21 protein-coding genes are annotated in these 24,345 nt (G+C 68.2%); 11 read left to right on the top strand and 10 right to left on the bottom strand.

Features of this window, described 5'->3' with window-relative positions; genetic code table 11:
• The first annotated feature begins 350 nt into the window (after nucleotides 1-350).
• Both CXY81_RS00825 and CXY81_RS00830 read left to right on the top strand, forming a co-directional pair.
• Nucleotides 351-755, top strand: coding sequence for a hypothetical protein (locus CXY81_RS00825; protein WP_104193686.1), 405 nt, complete (start codon nucleotides 351-353; stop codon nucleotides 753-755).
• 17 nt (nucleotides 756-772) lie between these two features.
• Complete coding sequence (locus tag CXY81_RS00830) at nucleotides 773-1,774, top strand: DDE-type integrase/transposase/recombinase (protein ID WP_146067577.1); 1,002 nt, start codon at nucleotides 773-775, stop codon at nucleotides 1,772-1,774.
• Between the two features lie 184 nt (nucleotides 1,775-1,958).
• Here CXY81_RS00830 and ispG read toward each other — a convergent pair whose 3' ends face one another.
• Complete coding sequence (ispG, locus tag CXY81_RS00835; RefSeq protein WP_199180900.1) at nucleotides 1,959-3,119, bottom strand: flavodoxin-dependent (E)-4-hydroxy-3-methylbut-2-enyl-diphosphate synthase; 1,161 nt, start codon at nucleotides 3,117-3,119, stop codon at nucleotides 1,959-1,961.
• A 141-nt stretch (nucleotides 3,120-3,260) separates the two neighbouring features.
• Between ispG and CXY81_RS00840 the strand changes: the two genes are divergently transcribed.
• Nucleotides 3,261-4,460 carry an acetyl-CoA C-acetyltransferase gene (locus tag CXY81_RS00840; protein ID WP_104193688.1) on the top strand — a complete coding sequence of 400 codons (1,200 nt, stop codon included), beginning with the start codon at nucleotides 3,261-3,263 and terminating at the stop codon, nucleotides 4,458-4,460.
• Nucleotides 4,461-4,609: 149 nt separating this feature from the next.
• Here CXY81_RS00840 and CXY81_RS00845 read toward each other — a convergent pair whose 3' ends face one another.
• On the bottom strand, nucleotides 4,610-5,989 hold the full coding sequence (locus CXY81_RS00845) for an RIP metalloprotease (RefSeq protein ID WP_166786648.1): 1,380 nt from the start codon (nucleotides 5,987-5,989) through the stop codon (nucleotides 4,610-4,612).
• A 153-nt stretch (nucleotides 5,990-6,142) separates the two neighbouring features.
• Here CXY81_RS00845 and CXY81_RS00850 point away from each other — a divergent pair, with 153 nt between their 5' ends.
• Genes CXY81_RS00850 through CXY81_RS00860 form a run of 3 tightly spaced genes read left to right on the top strand, consistent with a single transcriptional unit; the run spans nucleotide 6,143 to nucleotide 8,827 of the window.
• The gene (locus CXY81_RS00850; RefSeq protein WP_369828312.1) at nucleotides 6,143-7,444 is read left to right on the top strand and encodes a serine/threonine-protein kinase; all 1,302 of its coding nucleotides are present in this window, start codon (nucleotides 6,143-6,145) and stop codon (nucleotides 7,442-7,444) included.
• A complete protein-coding gene (locus CXY81_RS00855) occupies nucleotides 7,441-7,872 on the top strand; it encodes a hypothetical protein (protein ID WP_104100271.1) in 432 nt (143 codons plus the stop codon). The genes CXY81_RS00850 and CXY81_RS00855 overlap by 4 nt, the downstream gene beginning before the upstream one ends.
• Before the next feature lie 25 nt (nucleotides 7,873-7,897).
• Nucleotides 7,898-8,827: an NAD(P)H-binding protein gene (locus CXY81_RS00860; RefSeq protein WP_104170317.1), complete on the top strand. Its 930-nt coding sequence runs from the start codon at nucleotides 7,898-7,900 to the stop codon at nucleotides 8,825-8,827.
• A gap of 18 nt (nucleotides 8,828-8,845) precedes the next feature.
• Here the strand turns inward: CXY81_RS00860 and dxr are convergent, their stop codons facing one another.
• A complete protein-coding gene (gene dxr / locus CXY81_RS00865; RefSeq protein ID WP_104170318.1) occupies nucleotides 8,846-9,928 on the bottom strand; it encodes a 1-deoxy-D-xylulose-5-phosphate reductoisomerase in 1,083 nt (360 codons plus the stop codon).
• Between the two features lie 65 nt (nucleotides 9,929-9,993).
• On the opposite strand from dxr, the gene CXY81_RS00870 reads away from it, so the two are divergent.
• Nucleotides 9,994-10,788: a 1-acyl-sn-glycerol-3-phosphate acyltransferase gene (locus CXY81_RS00870; RefSeq protein WP_104193689.1), complete on the top strand. Its 795-nt coding sequence runs from the start codon at nucleotides 9,994-9,996 to the stop codon at nucleotides 10,786-10,788.
• A 76-nt stretch (nucleotides 10,789-10,864) separates the two neighbouring features.
• Nucleotides 10,865-12,202: an aminotransferase class III-fold pyridoxal phosphate-dependent enzyme gene (locus CXY81_RS00875; protein WP_104170320.1), complete on the top strand. Its 1,338-nt coding sequence runs from the start codon at nucleotides 10,865-10,867 to the stop codon at nucleotides 12,200-12,202.
• A 111-nt stretch (nucleotides 12,203-12,313) separates the two neighbouring features.
• Here the strand turns inward: CXY81_RS00875 and CXY81_RS00880 are convergent, their stop codons facing one another.
• Nucleotides 12,314-12,799, bottom strand: a complete 486-nt coding sequence (locus tag CXY81_RS00880) for an OsmC family protein (RefSeq protein ID WP_104170369.1) — start codon at nucleotides 12,797-12,799, stop codon at nucleotides 12,314-12,316.
• A 136-nt stretch (nucleotides 12,800-12,935) separates the two neighbouring features.
• Between CXY81_RS00880 and gabT the strand changes: the two genes are divergently transcribed.
• Nucleotides 12,936-14,318, top strand: coding sequence for a 4-aminobutyrate--2-oxoglutarate transaminase (gabT, locus tag CXY81_RS00885; RefSeq protein ID WP_104193690.1), 1,383 nt, complete (start codon nucleotides 12,936-12,938; stop codon nucleotides 14,316-14,318).
• 16 nt (nucleotides 14,319-14,334) lie between these two features.
• Nucleotides 14,335-15,357, top strand: a complete 1,023-nt coding sequence (locus tag CXY81_RS00890; RefSeq protein ID WP_233193910.1) for an asparaginase — start codon at nucleotides 14,335-14,337, stop codon at nucleotides 15,355-15,357.
• 15 nt (nucleotides 15,358-15,372) lie between these two features.
• Here the strand turns inward: CXY81_RS00890 and CXY81_RS00895 are convergent, their stop codons facing one another.
• Genes CXY81_RS00895 through CXY81_RS00910 form a run of 4 tightly spaced genes read right to left on the bottom strand, consistent with a single transcriptional unit; the run spans nucleotide 15,373 to nucleotide 19,505 of the window.
• Nucleotides 15,373-16,179, bottom strand: coding sequence for an ABC transporter permease (locus CXY81_RS00895; RefSeq protein ID WP_233193911.1), 807 nt, complete (start codon nucleotides 16,177-16,179; stop codon nucleotides 15,373-15,375).
• Nucleotides 16,176-17,090 carry an ABC transporter permease gene (locus CXY81_RS00900; protein WP_104100278.1) on the bottom strand — a complete coding sequence of 305 codons (915 nt, stop codon included), beginning with the start codon at nucleotides 17,088-17,090 and terminating at the stop codon, nucleotides 16,176-16,178. Before CXY81_RS00900 ends, CXY81_RS00895 begins: the two co-directional genes overlap by 4 nt.
• Nucleotide 17,091: 1 nt before the next feature.
• Nucleotides 17,092-18,291, bottom strand: a complete 1,200-nt coding sequence (locus CXY81_RS00905) for an ABC transporter ATP-binding protein (RefSeq protein WP_104193691.1) — start codon at nucleotides 18,289-18,291, stop codon at nucleotides 17,092-17,094.
• A gap of 2 nt (nucleotides 18,292-18,293) precedes the next feature.
• Complete coding sequence (locus CXY81_RS00910; protein ID WP_104170324.1) at nucleotides 18,294-19,505, bottom strand: spermidine/putrescine ABC transporter substrate-binding protein; 1,212 nt, start codon at nucleotides 19,503-19,505, stop codon at nucleotides 18,294-18,296.
• A gap of 345 nt (nucleotides 19,506-19,850) precedes the next feature.
• Here CXY81_RS00910 and ald point away from each other — a divergent pair, with 345 nt between their 5' ends.
• The gene (gene ald / locus CXY81_RS00915) at nucleotides 19,851-20,966 is read left to right on the top strand and encodes an alanine dehydrogenase (RefSeq protein WP_104170325.1); all 1,116 of its coding nucleotides are present in this window, start codon (nucleotides 19,851-19,853) and stop codon (nucleotides 20,964-20,966) included.
• A 78-nt stretch (nucleotides 20,967-21,044) separates the two neighbouring features.
• On the opposite strand, the gene CXY81_RS00920 is transcribed toward ald, so the two are convergent.
• Together CXY81_RS00920 and CXY81_RS16240 are read right to left on the bottom strand one after the other, a co-directional pair.
• The gene (locus tag CXY81_RS00920; RefSeq protein WP_158251966.1) at nucleotides 21,045-23,270 is read right to left on the bottom strand and encodes an FtsK/SpoIIIE domain-containing protein; all 2,226 of its coding nucleotides are present in this window, start codon (nucleotides 23,268-23,270) and stop codon (nucleotides 21,045-21,047) included.
• A complete protein-coding gene (locus tag CXY81_RS16240) occupies nucleotides 23,165-24,049 on the bottom strand; it encodes a hypothetical protein (RefSeq protein ID WP_158251967.1) in 885 nt (294 codons plus the stop codon). Before CXY81_RS16240 ends, CXY81_RS00920 begins: the two co-directional genes overlap by 106 nt.
• Nucleotides 24,050-24,345: the final 296 nt, after the last annotated feature.

Below are 24,345 nucleotides of genomic sequence, written 5' to 3' on the forward strand. Positions count from 1 at the left end.
GAACGCCTCATCAAACTCACACTCGCCGCCTAAAATGAAACCAAGGACCCCGTCCGAAAAGACCGGGTCACCCCAGCGCCAAAACCGGCGTGTCTCAAAAATCTCCGCGTTTACGTGACAACGGATGCCCATGACGAGTGTGCGCGGCTGGCCCAGCGACGCACCGCGACGCCGAATGACCGCACGTTCCGGCCGACGAGTCCTTCCCATCAGAGCCCCGGCAGCTTCCCTCTCCCGAACGAATTCGACGGAGGTTCTGCCGGAATCGGCCCTAGAGCCCGCGAAAAGTCCCCATTCCCTCTGCGTCAAGCTGCTTGTGAGTCACTTCACAAGCAGTAGGAGGCAAGGCAATGTCGATAAGCCCGGGGTTCACAACGGAGGAGATCCGCGAGTTCGTTCATGAGTACCACCGGGTGGCGCATGGGCGTAAAGGCGCCTGGTTGGCGGAGCGGGATGTCTCGAAGCGCACGATGAGGCGTTGGCGCGATGCGGTCTACGTGGGTGACCTCGATCGTGGGCTGATTCCGCGAGAAGGTAGTCATATGACTGTCCCACCGGGTAAGCGCACAGCGCTGGAGAAAATGCGTGCCGCCGAGCAAGCGGCACACGAGGCTGAGCTGGCCAAGTTGAGCGCGCGGGTGCGCGAGTTGGAGGACACCAACAGGGCGCTGGGAAAAGCTATCGGGCTCTTGCACGCGATGAGCGAGGAAGAGCCCGCAGACACCCCGACGACGCCCGATCCGTCCGATTCCTGACGCTTGAGAACGAGCTCGTGGCTGAGCTGACGCGCACCACGGGCTCGCAACGTCGCGCATTGGCTATCGCCGGTGTCGCGCGCTCAACCTGGCAGTACCGGAGCACGCCCCGGCCACGGATGCCCGAGCCGGTCGAGCAGAAAGATCGCGCGTACCTCTCACGCATCCCCACGACCGATCGGACGACGATCGCTAAGAAGATCACCGCAGGGTGGGCAGTCGGGCATTCGGTCGATCACACGTTCGCGTCCACCTGGGATGCGGGGGTGATGCTCGCCGGCCGTCGGTCATGGTGGCGTATCGCAGCCGACATCGAAGACCAGAGCGCCCGCCCCCTGGTGCCCACGGGACGCGGGTCCCGCACGCCGCGCGAAAAACCGGTGCTTACCGCGACCGGACCCGGACAGGTATGGAGTTGGGACATCACCGATCTGCGCTCTCCGTGGCGTGGGAAAGCGTTCAAGGCCTACTCGATCATCGACATCTACTCCCGCAAGGTCGTCGGCTGGCGGGTCGAGGAACGCGAGAGTGACCACCTCGCCGTGGAGATGTTCCAGACCGCGTTCCGCGAACACGGCATCCCACGATTCGTGCACGCGGACTCCGGCCCCGCGATGCGATCGGGCGCTTTAGCCGAGCTCCTCGCAGAGCACAACGTCACCAAAACCCACAACCGGCCCTACGTTTCCAACGACAACCCATTCTCCGAGTCCGAGTTCCGCACGATGAAATACCGGCCCAACTACCCCGGAACATTCGAGAGTCTCGAGGACGCCCGCAACCACCTGGCCGACTACGTGCCCTGGTACAACACGACCCACAGACACTCCGGCATCGCCTTGTTCTCACCCCAGCAAGTCCACGACGGCTCCTGGCGGCACGCCCACGGCATCCGTAACCATGCCCTGCAGGACTACCACCAGAAGCACCCGGAACGATTCCGCACACGACCAACAACACCCGCACCAGCCGGCATCGTCGGGATCAATCATCTCCTCGACGAAACCGCCACAAACTAACCCCAGTGACTCCATTCAGCTTGACATCGCCCGATTACGTGAAAATCTCCGTCGAATTGGTTCAACGCTGGAACGGTGCTCCACCTGTGATGAACGTCATGCACGCGGCGCCTGAGATCTGATCTTCCGGACGCGACGCGACGCGACCCAGCGAATGGGACTCGCTGGACTCGTTGGATCTCGACTAGTTGGAGCCGACCGTCACGACGGGGGCGCCGAGGGAGTCTTCGCTCGGCGGCATCTCGGCGGCCATCCGGTTGGCCTCCTCGATCAGGGTCGCGACAATCTCCGACTCCGGCACGGTCTTGATGACCTCGCCGCGCACGAAGATCTGGCCCTTGCCGTTACCCGACGCCACGCCGAGGTCGGCGTCGCGGGCCTCGCCCGGTCCGTTAACCACACAACCCATCACGGCAACCCGGAGCGGCACGGTCATGCCCTCGAGGCCGTCGGTGACGTCGTTGGCGAGCTTGTACACGTCGACCTGGGCGCGACCGCAACTCGGGCAGGACACGATCTCGAGCTTGCGCTCGCGCAGGTTCAGCGACTGCAGGATCTGCAGGCCCACCTTGATCTCCTCGGCCGGGGGCGCGCTCAGCGACACCCGGATGGTGTCACCGATGCCTTCGCCGAGCAGGATACCGAACGCCGTGGCGCTCTTGATGGTGCCCTGGAACGACGGTCCGGCCTCGGTGACGCCGAGGTGCAGGGGCCAATCGCCGCGTTCGGCGAGCAGCCGGTAGGCCTTGACCATGATCACCGGGTCGTTGTGCTTGACGGAGATCTTGAAGTCGTGGAAGTCGTGTTCCTCGAACAGGCTGGCTTCCCAGACGGCGCTCTCGACGAGCGCCTCCGGGGTGGCCTTGCCGTACTTCTGCATGAGGCTCGGCTCGAGCGAGCCGGCGTTGACGCCGATGCGGAGCGAGACGCCGGCTGCTTTGGCCGCGGCGGCGATCTTGCCGACCTGGTCGTCGAACTTGCGGATGTTTCCCGGGTTGACGCGCACGGCGGCACAGCCGGCGTCGATCGCGGCGAACACGTAGCTCGGCTGGAAGTGGATGTCGGCGATGACCGGGATCTGGCTCTTCATCGCGATGATCGGCAGCACCTCGGCGTCGTCGCGGCTGGGCACGGCGACGCGCACGATGTCGCAGCCGGATGCCGTCAGCTCGGCAATCTGCTGCAGGGTCGCGTTGATGTTCGTGGTCGGCGTCGTCGTCATCGACTGCACGCTCACGCGCGCGTCACCGCCGACGAGTACCTTGCCGACCTTGATCTGACGCGTCTTGCGACGCGGAGCGAGTACTTCAGGTACTTTGGGCATTCCCAGGTTGATTGCAGCCACGGCGACAGCTTACGCGGCGAGACCGGGCGAAATCTGAACGGATGCAGGATGACTCCCGACGGTCGGGGCCACCGCCGGAACGCATCGCCACACCTACCCGATCGGCCCTTGGCCCGATCGGTCTTCTGAAGGAGATCCGCTATGAACCACAGTGCCGTGAACAGCAGCGACGTCGTCATCCTCGCGGGCTCGCGCACACCGCAGGGTCGGGTGAACGGGCAGCTCTCAGGCCTCACCGCCGTGCAGCTGGGAACCGCTGCCATCACCGGGGCGCTCGCCCGCGCCGGCGTGACACCCGACCAGGTGCAGTTCGTGCTGATGGGCCAGGTCCTGCAGGCCGGCTCCGGCCAGAACCCGGCCCGGCAGAGCGCGATCGGCGCCGGCATCCCGTGGAACGTTCCGGCGATGACTCTGAACAAGGTGTGCCTCTCGGGGTTGGCCGCCGTGATCGACGCGGCCCGGATCATCCGTCTCGGTGAAGCGGATGTCGTCGTGGCCGGCGGCCAGGAATCGATGTCGAACGCCCCGCACCTGCTGCCCGGCTCGCGCACGGGCTGGGCCTACGGCAGCGTCACCATGCTTGACCACGCCGCCAGCGACGGGCTGACGGATGCTTTCGACGGCCTCTCTATGGGCCTTTCCACCGAGCATGTCAACGGGCGGCTCGGCCTGCTTCGGGCGGACCAGGATGCCATCGCGGCCGCCTCGCACCAGCGCGCCGCCGCCGCCGTCGAGAACGGCGTCTTCGACGACGAGATCACCCCGATCAGCGTTCCGCAGCGGAAGGGCGAGCCGCTCCTGGTCGCCACGGACGAGGGTGTGCGCGGCGACAGCACCACGCAGACGCTGGGTCGGCTGCGCCCGGCCTTCACCGAGGACGGCACCGTCACGGCCGGCAACTCGTCGCCGCTGAGCGACGGTGCCAGCGCCCTCGTGCTGTGCAGCCGCCGCTTCGCCGACGACAATGAGCTCAGCTGGCTGGCGGTGGTGGAGTCCTCCGGCCAGGTCGCCGGACCCGACAACTCGCTGCACTCACAGCCGGCGAACGCGATCCAACGCGCGTTGGAGCGCCAGGGCTGGGCGGCCGACGAGCTCGATCTGGTCGAGATCAATGAGGCCTTCGCCGCGGTGTCGCTCGAATCGACCCGGGAGCTCGGCCTCTCCCCCGAGCAGGTCAACATCCACGGCGGCGCGATCGCCCTCGGGCATCCGATCGGGGCCTCGGGCGGCCGCCTCGCGCTGCACGCGGCGCTTGAGCTGGCCCGGCGCGGCACCGGTAAGGCCGCCGTCGCCCTCTGCGGCGGCGGCGGCCAGGGTGAGGCGCTGCTGCTCTCGCGCTAACGCCCGTACCGGACGCCGCTCGCAGACGCCGAGAGTCGCCGTTTTTGCCCAGTTGACCTGGCGGAACGGCGACTCTCGGCATTTTCGGCGAATCTCGGCGAATCTCGCCGGGCAGAGCCGCGGGGAGCTGCGCCGGGACGCGCCGCGGGTCAGCCGAAGATGTTGATCGGTTTGACGATGTCCGCGTAGATCAGTAGCAGGCTCATGGCGCCGAGCACCACCACGACGGCGAAGGTGAGCGGCATCAGTTTCGCCGTGTCGACGGGGCCCGGGTCGGGGCGTCTGAACAGCTTGGCGATCTGACGCCGCAACCCTTCCCAGAGCGCGCCGGCGACGTGTCCGCCGTCGAGCGGCATCAGCGGCACCAGGTTGAACACGAACAGGGCCACGTTGAGCGAGGCCAGGAGCCCCAGCATGCTCGCGATCTTGCTGTTCACCGGGATGGCGTCGATGCTGGCGATCTCGCCGGCGACGCGGCCGACCCCGACCACACTGATCGGGCCGTTGGCGTCGCGCTCCCCCGGTCCGAAGGCCGCGTTGGCGATATCGATCATGCGCTGCGGCAGGTTCGCGATCATGTGCACGACCGCGCCGATGTTCTCGCCCACCGCGGGCAGCACGGCGGTCGCCGGCTGCGGCACGAGCTCGCCAGCCGGGCCGATTCCGACGAAGCCGACCTCCTGGGTCCTCGGCTCGCCGGCGGCATCCTCTTCGATCTCGCCGTCGGCATCGCTCACGTAGCGTTCGGTGAGTTTCGGGGTGATGGTCAGGGTCTGCTGGGTGCCGTTGCGTTCGACGACGGTGGCAAGCGGGATGCCCGGCGACTCGCGAATGATCTCGGTGGACTGGTCCCAGCTGTCGATCGGGGTGCCGTTCATGCTGACCAGGCGGTCGCCCGGCTGCAGGCCGGCCGCGGCGCCGGGCGCCTTCTCGTCGGTCGGTTCGCAGGTCTGCCGGGTGCTCGTGGCCGGCAGCACGCACTCGGACACGCTGCCGACGCTGGTGCTGGCCTGGGCCGTTCCGAAGCCCATCAGGAGCACGGCGAAGAGCACGACCGCGATGAGGAGATTCATCGTGGGCCCGCCGAGCATGATGATGACACGCTTGAAGACGGGCAGGCGGTAGAACGCGCGGTGCTCCTCGCCCTCACCGATGGTGTCGGCGCTGGACTGGCGGGCGTCGTCGACCATGGTGGCCATGGCGCTGGGCTTCTTCTCCGGTTCGCCCTCCTGCACCAGCTGGTTGAAGAAGCCAGTGCTGGATGCCTGCACTCTGCCGCCCTTTTTGGCGGGCGGGAACATTCCGATCATGGCGATGTAGCCGCCGAGCGGGATGGCCTTCACGCCGTACTCGGTCTCGCCCTTGCGACGGGACCATAGGGTGGGCCCGAAACCGATCATGTACTGGGTGACCTTGACGCCGAAGAGCTTGGCGGGAAGCAGGTGCCCGATCTCGTGCAGGCCGATGGACAGGGCAAGGCCGACCACGACGATCAGAACGCCCAGAATATACAGCAGCACGGTTTCCACAGTCGTAGATTACCCACTCCACCCTGCGAGGGCGCTGGCTGTTCCCCCTGCAAGGTGTGGTTTGCTTGACTTTACGGATCCACGAGGAGGTTCCCTCTGTCCAAGCCACACGCCGTCGGTCCCATCGGCATCAGCCTGGCCGACCGTTTTCGTATCGACGCTCTGCTCGGAACGGGCGGGATGGCATCCGTTTACCGGGCCACCGACCTCTTTCTGGGGCGTACGGTCGCCGTGAAGCTGTTCCGTCTCGACACGGCCGACGACGCCGGGCCCGAGCGCCAGAGCGGCGAGGTCACGGTGCTCGCGAGCCTCAACCACTTCGCCCTGGTCACCCTGTTCGACGCCGGCACGGCCGTGATCGACGGAGTCTCGCGCACTTACATCGTGATGGAGCTCGTGGACGGCACGGACCTGCGCAGCAAGATCGCCGACGGGACCCTGCACCCCGACGAGGTGGCAGCCATGGGCGCCGACTTGGCGGAGGCGCTGCACTACGTGCACGCGCAGGGCATCATCCACCGCGACATCAAGCCCGCGAACGTGCTGCTCGCACCGTCGGGCTTCCCCGGCCGCGCCATGCATGCCAAACTCGCCGACTTCGGCATTGCCCGTCTCTTCGACGCGACCCGCCTCACGGCGACCGGGTCTCTGCTCGGCACGGCCGGCTACCTCAGCCCCGAACAGGCACTCGGCAGCACCATCGGCCCGCCCAGCGACGTCTACTCGCTCGGACTCGTGCTGCTCGAATGCCTCACCGGCGAGCGCGCCTTCACCGGAACGGCGATCGAATCGGCAATGGCCAGGCTGCAGCGGCAGCCGCACATCCCGGCCCATCTCGGCCAGCGCTGGGCCGCTGTTCTGGGCGGCATGACCATCCGCGAGCCGGCCGACCGACTCAGCGCGGGCGACGCAGCCGTGCAGCTGCGACGCCTGGTCAGCCGGGAGAACGTCGCCGATGTCACCGCAGTCACCGTGGCAATGGGGGCTCCGGGGGCCACCGAGCTTCTGGAACCCACCGCCGATCTGGGCGCTAACGAGCTGTTGGAGCCCACTGCCGTCCTGGGCGCCACCGAAACCCTCGAGCCCACCGCGGTTCTTAGGGCCGCGACCCTCGAGCCGACTGCGGTTCTGGCCGTCACGAAGGTCATCGCTGCCCCGAAACCCGGCGCGGATGCCCCCACCGAGTTTCTGACGCCGGCCGGCGCTCCGGCCCGCTCACCGGGCCGCGCGGCGGAACGGTCCCCGGGTAGCGCCCGTGGCACCACCATCGCTCCCGCGTGGCGCCGGCCCCGAGTGCTCGCCTCGCTCGGAGTCCTGGCCGCGCTCATTGTTCTCGCCGTGGTGGTCTTCACCCCGCGGGTGGCTGAACCGGCCACGCCCGCCGCTACCTACCCGGCCGTCGACGGCTCCCTCGGCACCAATCTGAAGCGACTCCAGGAAAGCGTGACGCCATGATGCCTCGGGCCCGCCTAACACTCGCGCTGGCCGCGGTCACGCTCGTCGCGTCCACCCTGACCGGGTGCGGGAGCACGCCTCCCGACCTGCAGCAGAGCACCGCCACCGAGTTGCAGGCCGGTGTGCGGAACGTCACAGCGGCCGCCGCGGCCGGCGACTTCGAGGCCGCCCAGGCCTCGCTCGAGGCCGTCCAGGCCGACCTGCTGACCGCGGCCGCGGCGGACGGGGTGAGCGCCGCCCGTGCTGCCGACATCCAGTCAGCCCTCAACCTGGTGTCCGCGGACCTGACCGCCGCGATCGAGGCGAGCAAGCCGGAGCCGACCGTGGCCCCGGTTCCAGCCCCGAGCCCGACGTCCGTTGACAACGGCAACGACAAGGACGACGGTAAATGCAAGAAGAACGACGACGGCTGCGACGACGAGGACTAGCGTCGGCCTCACCTCAGGAGGATACATGCCCCAGCAACTGATCGTCGGCGCCGGCATGGTCGGGCGACCGCTCGCCGAGCGTCTGATGATTCGAGGAGACCAGGTGACCGTCGGAACACGCTCCGGCGCGGCGGCACCCGGGGTAGAATCTGTCGTGCTGAACGCGAGCGACGCCCAGACCTTCGCCCGGGCGGCAACCGGCATGTCGACGATCTTTCTGTGCATCAACCCGCGGTACACCGACTGGCCCACCCAGTGGCCGCCGGTCATCGACGCGGCGCTGACGGCGGCATCCGTCAGCGGCGCCCGCCTGGTGATGATGGGCAATCTCTACCCGTACGGGTCTCCGACCGGGCCGATGACCGAGCATTCGCCGGAAACGACCACCGAGACGAAGGGGCTCGTGCGCAAGGAGCTCTGGCACCGGGCGAGGGACGCGCACGACCGCGGCGAGATTCGGGCCGTCGAGGTGCGGGCGAGCGATTATTTCGGGCCGGGCGTCGTCGGCACTGCGCATCTCGACGACCGGTTCTTCAGAGCCATCCTGGAATCGAAGACCGCCCGGGTCGTGGGCCGGCCCGGGCGCGTGCACAGCTGGAGCTACCTGCCCGACATCGTGACAACTCTCGTGGCCGCCGCCGACTACCGGGGCGACTGGGGCCGGCTCTGGCATGTGCCGAGCACGGCCATCACCCGTGACGACATCGCCGCCCAGCTTAACCGCCGCTACGGCACGCACGGCACGGTGGCGGGCTACCCGCAGTGGCTGCTCAAATCGCTCGGCGCGCTGAACCCGATGATGCACGAGATCTGGGCCTCGAGCTATCAGCTCAGGGTGCCGTACATCATCGATTCCGCCGAAACCGAGCGCGAGCTCGGCGTCGGCAAGACCCCGTGGCCGGATGCCCTCGCCGCCACCGCGGACAGTTACCGCAGCTCAGGCGACACGGCCTGAGCCGCATGGCCGGCTTTCTCAGCGGGCGAGGAGCTTGTCCGCCGCGGCGCGGGCCCACGCCTCGGCGCCGGCGAGCGACTCGCGTGTGAGCGGGCCGTCCTGCTCGTGCCGTTCGACGACACGCTGGATGGTGTCGACGATGTCCAGAAACCCGATGGTGCCGGCGTGGAAAGCCGCCACGGCCTGCTCGTTCGCCGCGTTGAACACCGCGGGGTAGGTGCCGCCCGCGCGCCCGACCTGCTTGGCCAGGTCGACGGCCGGGAAAGCCGTCGTGTCGAGGGGCTCGAAGGTCCAGTTCTGCGGGATGGTCCAGTCGATCGGGGTGCCGACCGCCGCGACGCGGTTCGGCCAGTCCAGCCCGAGCGAGATCGGCAGACGCATATCCGGCGGGGACGCCTGGGCGATCGTCGATCCGTCGATGAATTCCACCATGGAGTGCACGACGGACTGCGGGTGCACGACCACATCGATGCGCTCGTATTCCACGTCGAAGAGCAGGTGCGCTTCGATCACCTCGAGGCCCTTGTTGACGAGGGTGGACGAGTTGGTCGTGACGACGAGCCCCATCTCCCAGGTAGGGTGCGCGAGCGCCTCGGCCGGCGTGACGTCGGCGAGCTGCCCGCGTCGTCGGCCACGGAACGGGCCCCCGGATGCCGTCAGCACCAGGCGTCGCACCTCGCCGGCCGTTCCCGAGCGGAGCGCCTGCGCGATGGCGGAGTGCTCGGAGTCGACGGGCACGATCTGTCCCGGCGCCGCCAGCGACTTCACCAGGTCGCCGCCGACGATGAGCGATTCCTTGTTGGCCAGGGCCAGCGTGCGACCGGCTCGCAGGGCGGCGAGAGTCGGCCCGAGGCCCACCGAGCCCGTGATGCCGTTGAGCACCACGTCGGCCTCGACGTCGCGCACGAGCTCTTCGGCCTCGTCCGCGCCGAGCGCCGTGTGCTCGACCTCGAACTCGGCGGCCTGCGCCTCGAGCATCGTCCTGTTGTTGCCGGCGGAGAGCCCGACCACCTCGAACCGGGTGGGGTTGGCCTTGATCACATCGAGGGCCTGGGTTCCGATCGAGCCGGTCGACCCGAGAATTACAACTCGTCTGCGCATCCTGCAATTTTAGGTGGCGCCGCCGCCTTTCGTGGCGGGGCGGGCCGTGGCGGTAGGGTCCAAGGATGACCGGTTCCAAAGAAGATTCCCAGGATGCAACTCCCGTCGACCTGTCGGCGGAGGAATCGGAGCGCACGAAGCGCCCCGGATTCGTCTACTTTCTCGGTTACGGCATCATGGCGCCGATCGCCCGGCTGGTCTTCCGCCCCACCATCACCGGCCGGGATAACATCCCGCGCAGCGGCCGCGTCATCCTGGCCAGCAACCACCTGTCGTTCATCGACAGCATCGTGATTCCGCTGGTCGCACCTCGGCGCGTGCAGTTCCTGGCCAAGTCCACCTACTTCACCGGCACCGGGTTCACGGGTTTCGTCTCGCGCACCTTCTTCACCTCGATCGGAGCGGTCGGGGTCGAACGCGGCGCGGGGCAGGCCGCCCAGGACGCTCTCGACGCGGGCCGCAACATCCTCGAATCCGACAGCGCGTTCGCGATCTACCCGGAGGGAACCCGTTCCCTCGACGGCCGCCTGTACAAGGGCCGCACGGGCGTGGCATGGCTCGCCCTCACCACGGGGGCTGTCGTGGTTCCGGTCGGGCTGATCGGCACACAGGAGATCCAGCCGGTGGGAGCGAAATTCCCGCGCATCCGCAAGGTCACGGTCACCTTCGGCGAGCCCCTCGACCTGAGCCGCCACGGTTCCGCTGAGTCCGGCAAGGCACGGCGCGGCGCGACCGACGAGATCATGGCCGCGATCCACGCCCTGTCCCGTCAGGAATTGGCCGGCCGGTACAACGAGTCGCCGCCCTCGGGCACCCTGCAAAAGATCGCCGACCGGGTCTTCCCGCGCGAACGCGTCTAGCCGTTTTCGGGCCGGCCGAGCCGAGCATCCGCCGCCCGGAAACACCGCGGAAACGGGCGCGACCTAAGCTGGAGTCATGTCTGACACGTATTCGGTACCCCAGGAGCGCAAGCTCGTCACCGCCCTTCCCGGCCCCAAGTCGGTCGAATTGCAGGAACGCCGCCTGCGCGCGGTTTCCCGCGGTGCGGGCACGCTGGCGAACATTTATATGGATCACGGAGCGGGAGCGATCCTCGTCGACGTCGACGGCAACCAGATCATCGACCTTGGCTGCGGCATCGGCGTGACCACCATCGGTCACGCGAACGACGAGGTGGCCGCGGCCGCCGCGGCGCAGGCCGCCAAGCTCACCCACACCCTGTTCACCGTCACCCCGTACGAGAACTACGTGGCCGTCGCGGAGAAGCTCGCCGAGATCACCCCCGGCGACTTCGAGAAGCGCTCCATCCTGGTGAACACCGGCGCGGAAGCCGTCGAGAACGCCGTGAAGATCGCCCGCAAGTTCACCGGCCGGCGCGCCATCGTTGCGCTCGACCACGCGTTCCACGGTCGCACCAACCTGACCATGGCGATGACTTACCGCCCCTGGCCCGAGCGTGCCGGAATGGGACCGTTCCCCGGCGAGATCTACAGCGTGCCGACCAGCTACCCCTACCGTGACGGCCTGACCGGCGAAGAAGCCGCCGAGAAGACCATCGACTACATCAACACCCACATCGGCGCCACCGAGATCGCGGCCTTCTTCATCGAGCCGATCCAGGGCGACGGCGGCATCGTCATCCCCGCTCCCGGATTCTTCAAGCGCCTGAGCGAATTCTGCACCGAGCACGGCATCGTCTTCGTCTCCGACGAGATCCAGGCCGGCATCGCCCGCACCGGCGCCTGGTACGGCATCGAGCACCACAACGTGGTGCCGGACCTCGTCACCACCGCCAAGGGCATCGCCGGCGGATTCCCGCTCGCCGCCGTCACCGGCCGCGCCGAAATCATGGACTCTGTGCAGCCCGGCGGCATCGGCGGAACCTTCGGCGGCAATCCGGTCTCGACCGCGGCCGCCCTCGCCGTCTTCGACCTGATCGAGCGGGACGACCTCCTCGGCGAGGCGCGTCGCGTCGAGAAGGCCCTCTGGGCGCGCATCGGCGACTGGCCGAAGCGGTTCTCGGTCGTGGGCGACGTGCGCGGCAAGGGTGCGATGTTCGGGGTGGAGCTCGTTCACCCGGGCACGACCACACCGTACCCCGAGGCTCTCACCGCGATCATCAAGCACGCGACCACCAACGGCGTCATCGTGCTGGATGCCGGCAGCTGGGACTCGGTGCTGCGCATCATGCCGTCGGTCGTCATCTCCGAGGCGCTGATCGACGATGCCGCCTCCGTGATCGAGGAAACCCTCGCCGCCTTGTCCGGCCTGTAGCACCGATAGAACCCCGGGTAGGTGGCGGTGAGCGTGCGGCGGAAGCCGTCTGATCGCCGCCGCCGCAGGGAGCACGGCCACCGACCGCACGTTGCGGTGACCGGGTCGGCGTCACACCTCAGTGTCGGCGAGCGCCACCGTCTGCGGCTGGTGAACGACGGGGAAGTTCACGGATGCGCCGATGAAACAGAGGCCGGCGGCCTCCGCGTGCAGGGACTGCGCGAGTTCGACCTGGCCGGGGTCGGCAACCGTGACGCGCGGTCGCAGGGTCACCTCGGTGAAGTGGCCGCCACCATCCGTCGTCTGGGCCATCGACCCGGTCGCGTCGTCGGTGTAGTCGACGACCTGCACGCCGTGCTTCACGGCGACGTGCAGGTAGCTCATCAGGTGGCATTCGCTGAGGGCGGCCAGCAGCAGTTCCTCCGGGTTCCAACGGTCGGCGTCCCCGTGGAAGGTCGGATCGGCCGATGCGCTGATCGGCTCCTTGCCGGGCGCGGTGATCAGGTGATCCCGGCCGTAGTCCCGGTAGCTGCTCGTGCCGGTGCCTCGGTTGCCTGTCCAGGCGATGTTCACGGCGTAGTGGTGGTGTGCACCGATCACGGCGCCTCCTTCGATTTGCGCGGCTCTGCGGGCCGATTCGCGGCCGACAACGGGCCGTAATGCGGCCAGGGAACCGATTGTCGCAGCAATTCGCCGCGCCTCCCGTCGCATCGATCGGTAAACTGGTCAGATCATGACTGACACGCTGACGCCTTCGACCTCCCCGTCCACCCCCGCCGCACCGGTTTACACCGTGCCGCAGGAACGCAAGATCGTGACCGCGATCCCGGGTCCGCGCTCGAAAGAACTCCAGCAGCGCAGGCTCGCCGTCGTCTCCGGCGGCGTCGCATCCGCTTTGCCCGTCTACATCGCCAAGGCGAACGGCGCCATCCTCGTCGACGTCGACGGCAACCAGTTCATCGACCTGGGCGCCGGCATCGGCGTGACCACGATCGGCCACACCGAGACCAGCGTGGTCGCGGCCGCCGTCGAACAGACCCAGGACTTCATCCACACCCTCTTCACCATCACGCCCTACGAGGAGTATGTGCGCGTCTGCGAACTTCTCGCCGAGCACACCCCCGGCTCCTGGCCGAAGAAGTCGGTGCTGATCAACTCGGGCGCCGAGGCCGTCGAGAACGGTGTCAAGATCGCCCGCAAGCACACCGGCCGCCGCGCCGTCGCCGTGCTCGACCACGCCTACCACGGTCGCACGGTGCTGACCATGGCCATGAACTACAAGGCCATGCCCTACGCCACCGGCTACGGCCCCCTCGCCAGCGATGTCTACCACGCCCCCAGCTCCTACCCGTATCACGACGGTCTGAGCGGCGCGGATGCCGCGGCGCGCACGATCGCGTACCTCGAGAAGGTCGTCGGACCCACCGACCTGGCTTGCCTGGTCGTCGAGCCCATCCAGGGTGAGGGTGGCTTCATGGTTCCGGCCGAGGGCTACTTCAACGCCCTGCAGACCTGGTGCACCGCGAACGGCGTCGTCATGATCGCAGACGAGATCCAGAGCGGCATGGCCCGCACCGGCAAGTACTACGCCAGCGAGCACTTCGGCTGGACCCCCGACCTCGTGCTCACCGCCAAGGGCATCGCCGGCGGCATGCCGCTGGCCGCCGTCACCGGCCGCGCCGAGATCATGGATTCCTCGCAGCCCGGCGGCCTCGGCGGAACCTTCGGCGGTAACCCGGTCTCCTGCGCCGCGGCCATCGCGGTCTTCGAGTCGATTGAGCGAGGCGATCTGCTCGCCGAGGGTGTGCGTATCGAGAACACCCTGCGCGCCGGCCTCGGTTCTCTCAAGGAGAAGTACGACATCATCGGCGAGATCCGCGGTCGCGGCGCCATGATCGCCATCGAACTCGTGCAGCCGGGCACCGGTGACACGGAGAAGGCGCCGAACGCCGCCGCCGTGTCCTCCATCGCCGCCTACGCCGCCCAGCACGGCGTGTTGCTGCTCACCGCCGGAACCTACGGCAACGTGCTGCGCTTCCTCCCGAGCCTGGCCGTGAGTGATGCCCTCCTGAACGATGCCCTCTCGGTCATCGACGACGCCATCGCCGCGCTTTAGGCGCGAAGCACACACCGTGACAACGACATTCGAGGTGCCAATCCACGCCGGGCAGACGTTCTTCGTCCCCGATGCGGTCGAACTGGCCGTGGTCGAGCGCAGCGGCTTCATCGAATCGAGGCATGCCGGCAGCGCGGTCGTGCTCACCAGCGAGGGCGCGGTTTTGCGCGCCCTCGGCGATGTGACCACCCCGATCTTCCCGCGGTCGTCGATGAAGCCCTTCCAGGCCATCGCCGTGATGGCCAGTGGGGTCACCCTGCGCGGGGAAGACGCCGCCATCGCGACCGCCAGCCACACCGGAACGCAGCGCCACGCCGACCTCGTGCGCGGGCTCCTCGCCCGCGCCGGCATCCCCGAGACGGCGCTCGCCTGCCCGGCGGCCTGGCCGGACGACTCTCCCACCCGCGACGCCCTGGTGCGACTGGGGGCCGCCAAGGCCCCGATCTACATGAACTGCTCGGGCAAGCACGCCGCGATGCTCGTGGCCTGCCAGCAGAACGGCTGGGCGCTGTCTGGATACTTGGAGCCGGCGCATCCGTTGCAGAAGCGCATTCTCGACGTGGTGGAGCGCTTCACCGGCGAGCGGCCGTCGGCGTCGGGCATCGACGGATGCGGCGCGCCGGTTCACGCGCTGTCCCTCACCGCTCTGGCACGCGGCATCGCCCGCATCGCCACGTCCAAGTCAAACTCGCCGTTCGCGATCTACCGCGAGGCCGGCTTCCTCGGCGAGGCAATACGGCAGAACGGCTGGGTCATCGCCGGACCCGGCATGCCCGACACGGTCGTGATCGACCGCCTCGGACTGTTCGTGAAGACCGGCGCGGAGGGCATCTGCGTCGCCTCCGCCGCCAACGGCACGACGGTCGCCCTCAAGATTCTCGACGGCAGCCTGCGGGCAACCGCCATCGTGGCCCTGCGTCTGCTCGCGGACTCCGGTGCGATCGCACACAGCGACGTCGAGGCCATTCTGCCCGAGCTGCACCTGATGGTGCTGGGCGGCGGGCTCCCGGTCGGGGAGATCCGCGCCAGCTACGTGTAGGGCGCGGGCCGGGAGTCAGCCCAGTTTTGCCAGCCGCTTCTCCTTGGCCGCCCGGGATACCTGGGCGGTGACCACGATCACCAGGGCGAAAATGAACACCGCCGACGCGATCACGTTCGCCTCGGCCGGGATCCCCCGGGCGGCGGACACGTAGATGTACTTGGGGAACGTGGTGACGGCGCCGGAGTTGAAGTTGGTGATGATGAAGTCATCGAAGCTCAGCGCGAAGGAGAGCAGCGCGGCCGCCAGGATGCCGGGCAGCAGGAGCGGAAAGGTGATCCGCGCGAACACCTGGGTTGCCGAGCCGTAGAGGTCCCGGCCGGCCTCCTCGAGCGCGGGGTCGAGGCTCGCGACACGCGCCTTGACCGTCACCACCACGAAGCTGATGCAGAACATAGTGTGAGCCAGGATGATCGTGGACATGTCCTTCGGCACGCCGAGCGACAGGAACTGCGCGGCCAGGCCGGCGCCGAGCACGACTTCCGGCGTGGCCATCGGCAGGAACAGGAGCAGGCTCGTCTGCGACCGGAACCGGAACCGGTACCGCACGAGGGCGATCGCGATCATGGTGCCGAGCGTGGTCGCGGCCACCGTGGCCACTACGCCGATCAGGATGCTGTTGCCGAACGCCTCGCAGACGGCGCCGTTCTGAACTTGGCACACGTTCAGCCACTTGTCGAAGGTGAACCCGCGCCAGGTGATGTTGGACTTGAGCGAGTCGTTGAACGAGAACACGAACGTGTAGACGATCGGCACCATCAGGAAGATCAGCGCCATCACCGTGTAAAGCGGCAGCAACCACTTGCCCAGGGAGATTTTCACAGCAGCTCCTCCGTGCCCGACCGTTTGACGTAGACGCTCACGATCACCAGGATCACCGACATCAGGATGATCGACAGCGCGGCCGCCGCCGGATAATTCTGCAGCACCAGGAAGTTGGCCTCGATCACGTTACCGATCATCTGGGTGTCCGGTCCGCCGAGGAAGTCCCGGCTCGCGTTGATGTAGTCGCCGGCCGCCGGGATGAAGGTCAGCAGGGTTCCGGCCACGATGCCGGGCATCGACAGCGGGATCGTGATCTTGCGGAACACGTCGAACGGATGCGCGTAGAGGTCGCTGCCGGCCTCGAGGTAACGCAGGTCGAGCCGTTCGAGCGTCGTGTAGAGCGGCAGGGTCATGAACGGGATGAAGTTGTAGGTGAGCCCGAAGATGACGGCGAAAGCAGTGCCCGTGAAATGGGCATCCGGTGCCAGCAACGACAGAGCCTTGAGCGAGGTGATCACGAACGACTCGTCGGACAGGAGCTGCTTCCAGGCCAGGGTGCGCAGCAGGAAGCTGATGAAGAACGGGGCGATCACCAGCACCAGCATGAGGCTCTGCAGCAACGGCCAGGGCCGCGCCTTCACGCCGATGAAGTACGCCAGCGGGTAGCTGAACACCAGGGCGAGCAGCGTGGCGATCAGCGCGTAGCCGAAGGAGCGCATGATGTGCGGCCAGTAGGCCGTGATCACGTCGACGTAGTTCTCCCAGCGGAAGGCGTAGGAGTACTGGCCGACGTCGCCGAATTCCGAGGGAGCCTGGAACGACGTCAGCAGCAGCGAGACGAGGGGGGCCAGAAAGAACAGCACCAGGTAGAGGATGCCCGGCAACAGCAGGAGCAGCGCGATCGGACTCTTCCGGCGCGGCGCCGGTTCGGGCGCGGTGGTGCTGGTGGAGAATGCCGCGAACGCCACCCTAGGCTCCCTCAAGCTCCGTGAGCAGGGAGGAGCGTTTCTGGGTCGCGATGCTCCGGGTGCTGTCGTCCGCCTCGAAACGGGGCTCCGCCGAGGCGTCGTCCTCGAGCCCGAAGCCGTGTTCGATGTTCCAGTCCAGCCAGACCTCGGACCCCTCATGGGCGACGGGGCCGAACGCCATGTTCTGCGCGAAGACGATGAGGGTGCCGACGCCGGCGACCTCGACCAGGTACTGGGTGCTGACCCCACTGAACGAGACGTCGATCACCCGGCCGGGACCCATCAGGTTGCGGGCGACGTCGGCGACGGGTTCGGTCACGTGCAGGGTCAGCTTCTCCGGGCGGACGCCGATGGTGACCTCGCCGGTGTGCCGGTGCGCGCGCGCCGCCGGAACCACGACTTTCTGGCCGGCCACGGCCACGGAGATGGCCTCGCTCGTGCTACCGACCACGGGGCCGGTGAACAGGTTCGACTGGCCGAGGAAGTTAGCGACGAACGCCGTGCGCGGCAGCTCGTAGAGTTCCTCGGGGGCGCCCATCTGCTCGATCCGGCCCTTGTTCATGACCGCGACGGTATCGGCCATGGTCATGGCCTCCTCCTGGTCGTGGGTGACGTGCAGAAACGTGAGGCCGACCTCCTCCTGGATGGTCTTCAGCTCGAGCTGCATCTGGCGCCGCAGCTTCAGGTCGAGCGCGCCGAGGGGCTCGTCGAGCAGCAGCAGGGCCGGCCGGTTGACGATCGCGCGGGCGAGGGCCACGCGCTGCTGCTGTCCGCCGGAGAGCTGTTGCGGGCGGCGGGCGGCGAGGTGGTCCAGTTCCACCAGGCGGAGCGCCTCGTGAGCCTTGGCGACCGGGTCGTCGATCCGCCGGCGGCGCAGCCCGAAGGCGACGTTCTCCGACACCGTCATGTGCGGGAAGAGGGCATAACTCTGGAACACCGTGTTGACCGGACGCTGGAAGGATTTCTGGTTCGTCACATCCGTGCCCCCGATCAGGATGCGCCCGGCCGTCGGTTCCTCGAGGCCGGCCACCAAGCGCAGGGTCGTGGTCTTGCCGCAGCCGGACGGGCCGAGCAGCGCGAAGAACGACCCCGCGGGGATCTTCAGGTCGAGATGCTCAATAGCGGTGAAGCCCGGGAACCTCTTCTGGATGCCCACCAGCTCCAGGTCGGCCCCCGCGCTGGCGAACTCTCCGTTGGCCATCCCTACGAGCCCAGCAGGATGCCCTGGAAGGCGGCGTCGTACTTTTGCTCCTCCGCGCCGGTCAGGGTGCGGAAGACGCGAGCCTTGGCCAGGGTCGTGTCGTCCGGGAAGATCAGCTGGTTGTTCGCGAGCTCGGGGTCGATTGCCATCGCGGCTTCCTTGGCGCCGGCAACGGGGGTGATGTAGTTCACGTAGGCGGCGACCTCGGCGGCGACGGCCGGGTCGTAGTAGTAGTCGATGAGTTTCTCGACATTCTTCTTGTGCGTGGAGCCGATCGGCACCAGAAAGTTGTCGTTCCAGAGGGTGCCGCCCTTGTCGGGGACCACAAACTCCCATTTGTCCCCGTTCTCGGCGTTGAGCTGCACGATGTCGCCGGACCAGACGATGGCGGCGAGGGTGTCCTCGTTGATGAGGTCTTCCTTGTACGCATTGCCCTTGATGTTGCGAACCTGGCCGTCGCCGACCTGTTTCTCCAGCACGTCGATCGCGGCGAAGAACTCGTCGTCGCCCCAGTCGCCCGCGATGTCGACACCCATGTCGAGCATGATCAGTCCCATGGTGTCGCGCATCTCGGACAGAACGCCGACCCGGCCCTTGAGGTCGGAGCTCCACAGGTCCTCGACCGAGGCGATGCCGTTCGGAAGTTTCTCCTTGTTCCAGCAGATGCCGGCGAACCCGCCCTGCCACGGCAGGCTCATCTTGCGGCCGGGGTCGAACCCGACGTCTTTCAGGGACGGGAGCAAGTTTTTCAGGTTGGGGATGTTGGCCTGGTCGAGTTCCTGGGTGTAGCCGAACCGGATCCAGCGGCCGACCATCCAGTCGGTCAGGCAAACGGTGTCGGCGCCGATGTCCTGACCGAGGGCGAGCTGGTCCTTGACCTTGCCGTAGTAGGTGTTGTTGTCGTCGACGGCCTCGGTGTACTCGACCTTGATACCGGTTTCGGCCGTGAACGCATCCAGTGTGGGGTAGTCGCCGGCGTCATCGACGTCGATGTAGAGCGCCCAGTTGTCCCAGCGCACGAGCTTGCTGCTGTCGGACTCGTCGGGGGCGGCGGTGGGCTTCGTGGCCCCTCCGGTCGAGCATGCGGCGAGCGCCAGGGCTGCGGCCCCGCCACCGGCTCCGGCGAGCAGAGCGCGGCGCCCCATCGTGGTCGCCCGGGCCTGTCGGACCAGCTGAGCGATCATGGGATCTGCGGGCAACGGCCTGGGCTTCATGGTCGGGTCTCCTTGCACTTCTCAGCGGATGAGCTCTCACAGCTTTCATTGCGAGTTGCTAGATACTTGCACAGGAGCGCCTCCTGCGCACCCAAGAGTGACCGAATCGTTAATTTTTGGTCAGATCACGCACGAAATCAGCACTCTATGGCGACACTCTCAATCGAAATGAGCTGTTCGGCGGCGGTAGGATTTCGCTCAGGCCAGAGTGGTCCACCGCCCGGAGGTCCACCGCTGAGGGTTTGAACCAATTCGACGGAGATTTTCACCATGAGGGCCGTTTTTGGCCCCAAAAACGGTTTTTGAATCAAAATCTCCGTCGAATTCGTTAGACAAGGGAGCGCCATGAAGGTCGCAGTTCCGGCAGAAATCAAGAACAACGAGTTCCGGGTGGCGATCACCCCGGCCGGCGTACACGACCTCGTGGCGCACGGGCACGAGGTGTTGATCGAAACGGGGGCCGGGCTCGGCTCCGGGCTCAGCGACGAGAACTATGCGGCGGCGGGCGCGACGATCATGCCGGATGCCGCGTCAACCTGGGCCGCCGCCGACCTGCTGCTCAAGGTGAAGGAGCCCGTGGCGAGCGAGTACGGTTATTTTCGCCCCGATCTGCTGCTGTTCACCTACCTGCACCTGGCCGCGGAACCCGCCCTGACCCGTGCGCTGCTGGAGGGCGGTGTCACCTCGATCGCCTACGAGACCGTGCAGCTGCCGACGCGGGCGCTGCCGCTGCTCGCGCCGATGAGCGAGGTTGCGGGCCGCCTGGCACCCATCGTCGGCGCCAATGCGATGCTCAAGCCCAACGGCGGACCGGGCCTGCTCGTGCCCGGGGTGCCCGGAACGCATCCGGCTCGGGTCACCGTGCTCGGCGGGGGCGTGGCCGGCACGGCAGCCATGCAGGTCGCCCTCGGGCTCGGCGCCCAGGTGACCGTGCTCGACACCAACCTGTTCCGCCTGCGCGAAATCGACGCGCTGTACTACGGGCGGGTGCAGACCATCGCCTCGAACAGCTACGAGATCGACCGGGCGCTGGTGTTGTCCGACCTGGTGATCGGATCGGTCCTGATCCCCGGGGCCAGGGCCCCCAAGCTAGTCAGCAACGAGCTCGTGGCCCGGATGAAGCCGGGCAGCGTGCTCGTGGACATCGCTGTGGATCAGGGCGGCTGCTTCGCCGACTCCCACCCGACGACGCACGCCGATCCGACGTTCACTGTGCATCAGTCCCTGTTCTACTGCGTGGCGAACATGCCCGGGGCCGTGCCGAGCACCTCCACCTATGCGCTCACCAACGCCACGCTTCCCTATGTTCGGCTGATCGCGAACCGAGGCTGGAAGGACGCGCTCCGAACGGATGCCGCGCTCGCTTTCGGCCTGTCCACGGTCGGCGGCCTCATCACCAGCGGCCCGGTCGCGAGTGCGCACTCGCTGCCGCTCCGCGGTCTGGTGGACGCGCTGGCCTGATCCACGGCGGGACGGCGGCGGGGCCGGCACCGCTGAACTGTGCTGTGGGACTGTGCTGCGGGACTTCGCGGCCGGCGGCTACACGACCTGGGCCCGCAGCGTGGCCCGGTGCACGGCGCCGTCCGGGCGCAGTACCCACACCCGACCTCGGTTGGGTGCCAACGGCGGAGGCAGGTCCCGGCGTCGGCTGATGGCCCGGTAGTCGGCCAGGCTGCAGCCGTCGAAGACCAGGTCCGCGTGCGGGCGCAGGGCACCCAGCAGGGACCACTGCGCCTGCCACGCGTCCACGTCTCCGACGAAGGCGGTGCCTGATTGTGACTCACTCAGCCGGAGCGACGCGCCTGCTCGCGCGGCCTCCGCCAGCTCGCCGTGGGACACCGCGGCGAGGTCGACGACCCGCGCACCGGGAACCGTTCCCAGCACTGCGGCCGAGCAGGACGGCGAGTCCGACACGACGAGAAGGGTCTGCCCGGGCCGCCCCAGGAGTGCGGCGGCATCCGTGAGTGGCTCGATGTCCCGCTGCGCCGCGACATCCGGGATTGCACCGCTCTGCTCCGGCGCGAGGAGCTGGATGCGATGGTCCTGCCAGCTCCCGCCGCCGGGCGGAAGGCGGTCGTCGAACAGGGCAGCCACTCCTCCGGCCGCGACGTGCTCGGCGACATCGGGCAGGCGCAGCACCAGCCGTCTCTGGCACAGGGCAGGCAGGGACTGCAGCGATCCGGTGAGCCTTTGCGCGGCGATGACGATCCGCAGGCCGCCCTCCGCGCCGTCGCGGAGCAGCCCGACGAGCAGTTCGAGGGCCGCCGGACGGTGCTCCTGGTCCCAGCGGGCGTGCACGCTATCGAAGTCGTCGAGAAGCAGCAGCCGGGCAGCCGGACTCTCGCCGGCGTCGAGGCATTGGCGCGCCTTGACGAGGCAGTCCCACACCGCCTCGACGTCCGCTCCGAGCAACACGGCATCTCCAACGGGCGCGAACCCCGCCGCGACCGACGCCAGCGCCGTTGACTTGCCCGAGCGGGGACCGCCGATCACGAGCAGGCTGCCCTCGGCGATCGGCTCGTAGCGGGCCACCCGGTAGCGCTGCAGTTCCGGCTCGTCGAGCAAGCCCAGCAGACCGCCGGGCGCGGCACGAGCGTCGGGAACGGCACGGTCGTGCCCGGCCGCCACCGCGGCGCCGCCGAACGCACTCTCGTCGGCCGCCGTTCCGCCCGCGACGAGGGCGAGGAGGTCCTCGCGTCTTACCGTCTGAGGTAGCAGGTCGAGCCAGGGGCGCCGAGGGTTCGGCGCATCGGCGTCCGCGGCTGCGAGGGAGCGGATCTCGCGCGGCGAGGTCGTCGCCACCTGGCAGAGCACGGGCCCCGAGGAGTCCGCGGCGATCAGGCAGCGGCCGGCTTGGTCCGCGCCGAGGGCCGCGGCCGCATCCGTGCCCAGCACCGCCACGCTGTCGGCGCGGTTGTTCACCCGCAGCGACACCCGCAGCGTGCAGTTGGCGAGCAGGGCGTCACGCACCACACCGGTGGGCCGCTGGGTGCAGAGGATCAGGTGCACGCCCAGCGACCGGCCCCGCGCGGCTATGTCGACGAACAGAGCGTGCAGGTCGGGGAATGCGGTGAGCATGGTCGCGAATTCGTCGACCACGATCACGAGCCGCGGAAGCGCCCCGCCGGCATCCTGCCTCCGCAGGTCCACGATGTCACGCGCGCCGGCACGCCCGAGTACGCGTTCGCGGTACCGCAGCTCGGCGGCCAGGCTGTCCAGCGCCCGGGCGGCCTGGTGCACGTCCAGGTCGGTGATCAGACCCACGCAGTGTGGAAGGGCGCAGAGCGGGGCGAACGCGGCCCCACCCTTGAAATCGACCAGCAGGAACGTCACCTCGTCGGGGCCGGCCGCCGCCGCCATCGCCGCCACCCAGGTCACCAGCAGTTCGCTTTTGCCGCTGCCGGTCGTGCCGCCGACGACCGCGTGCGGCCCTGCCCCGACCAGGTCGAGCGACACCTCCCCCGCTTCTCCCACCCCGATGACGCAACGGAGGTTCGGCGATTGGGGCTGCCCATGCGGTGCCCGATTCCCGGGCTGGAAGCCGGAGAGCTCACCAAGGGCAACGGATGCGGGGACCCGCCGCGCATTCTGGACCAATCCAGCCGCCGCGGCCCGGGCGCTTAGCACGCGGGCGACCACGATCGCCTGTTCGACGGTAATCAGCTCGGGCCGGAAGCCACTTCCCCAGGCGTGCACGCTGGAGCGCAGCACCTCAGCCCGGCCGGGACCCTGCACCCGCACGATGGTGGCGCAGCCCCACGGCAATTCGGCGAGAGTCCCGGCCAGGGCGACGACCAACCCCGACCCCGGGGGTGCCCCGCCCAGGGTGCCCCGCCCGACGGCGCCTGGCAGATCACGAGGCGGCGGGCGCAGGACTGCCCGGTGTCGTGCGGGAGGGCGACCGCCCATTCCCAACCGCGATCAGGCACGGTGAGTCCGACCTGGTCTGGAGCCAGGGAGCAGGCCAGCTGCACCAGCAGCCCGCGGGCCAGCGCCTGCCCGAGCGACAGCGGTCCGACGATGCCGATACCACCGCCGGCATCGGCGTCGATCGGTGCCTCGGTGAGCGCGGCAGCCCAGTCGCGCACGTCGCGATGCTCGTCGGGAGCGGCGCCGCCGTCGAGGCGTAGCCCGCTGGGCACCGCACCGGAGCCCAGGCTCACGTCTGCTCCCGAACCGGTCCAACGGATGGCGGCGTGCGGGGCGGCGACGATGCTGTTGGCCGAGGGCGTGCGCCGCCAGTGCGCGCGAAGCAGCTCCTCATGGCGCAGGGCCACCTCGGCCCGCAGTGTCGCCAGTGCCTGCTCCTGGTCGAGGGCGTTGGTGCGCCGGGCGCGGCGGCCCGTGCGCCGCGCGTCGAGCATGCCGGCCACGGCGATGACCGGGCCGAGCACCGCGAAGATCAGCACGAAGGCTGAGCCCGTGATCAGCCAGATCGCCCCGGCCGCGGCCAGCGGCGCCACGCTTGCGATGAGCGGGAAGCCAAGCGGCGGCAGGGCGGCAGGGCGGGTGGGGAGGGTCAGCGGGACATCGGCTCGGATCACCGCATCAGTCCATCACTCCGGAGGCAGGCGCGACCGCGCGCGCCGGCATCCGTCCCGGGATGACGGCCGGCCGGGTTGGGGAGGGGCCGGCTGAGTGAGTCCGGATCGATCGGTTGCATCGCTCACAGCGTCGAACGAATTCGACGGAGAATCTCGTTTGTAACTGCTTTTGCAAAGTATTTCGGGCTGTTTTAAGCAAAATCTCCGTCGAATTCGTTCGGGTCGACTGCGTCCGCGTTGGCGTCGGCTCGGCGGCGGCAGCGGCGTCGGCTCGGCGGCGGCAGCGGCGTCGGCTC

Source organism: Cryobacterium sp. M25, assembly GCF_002929635.1.
GTDB lineage: Bacteria > Actinomycetota > Actinomycetes > Actinomycetales > Microbacteriaceae > Cryobacterium > Cryobacterium sandaracinum.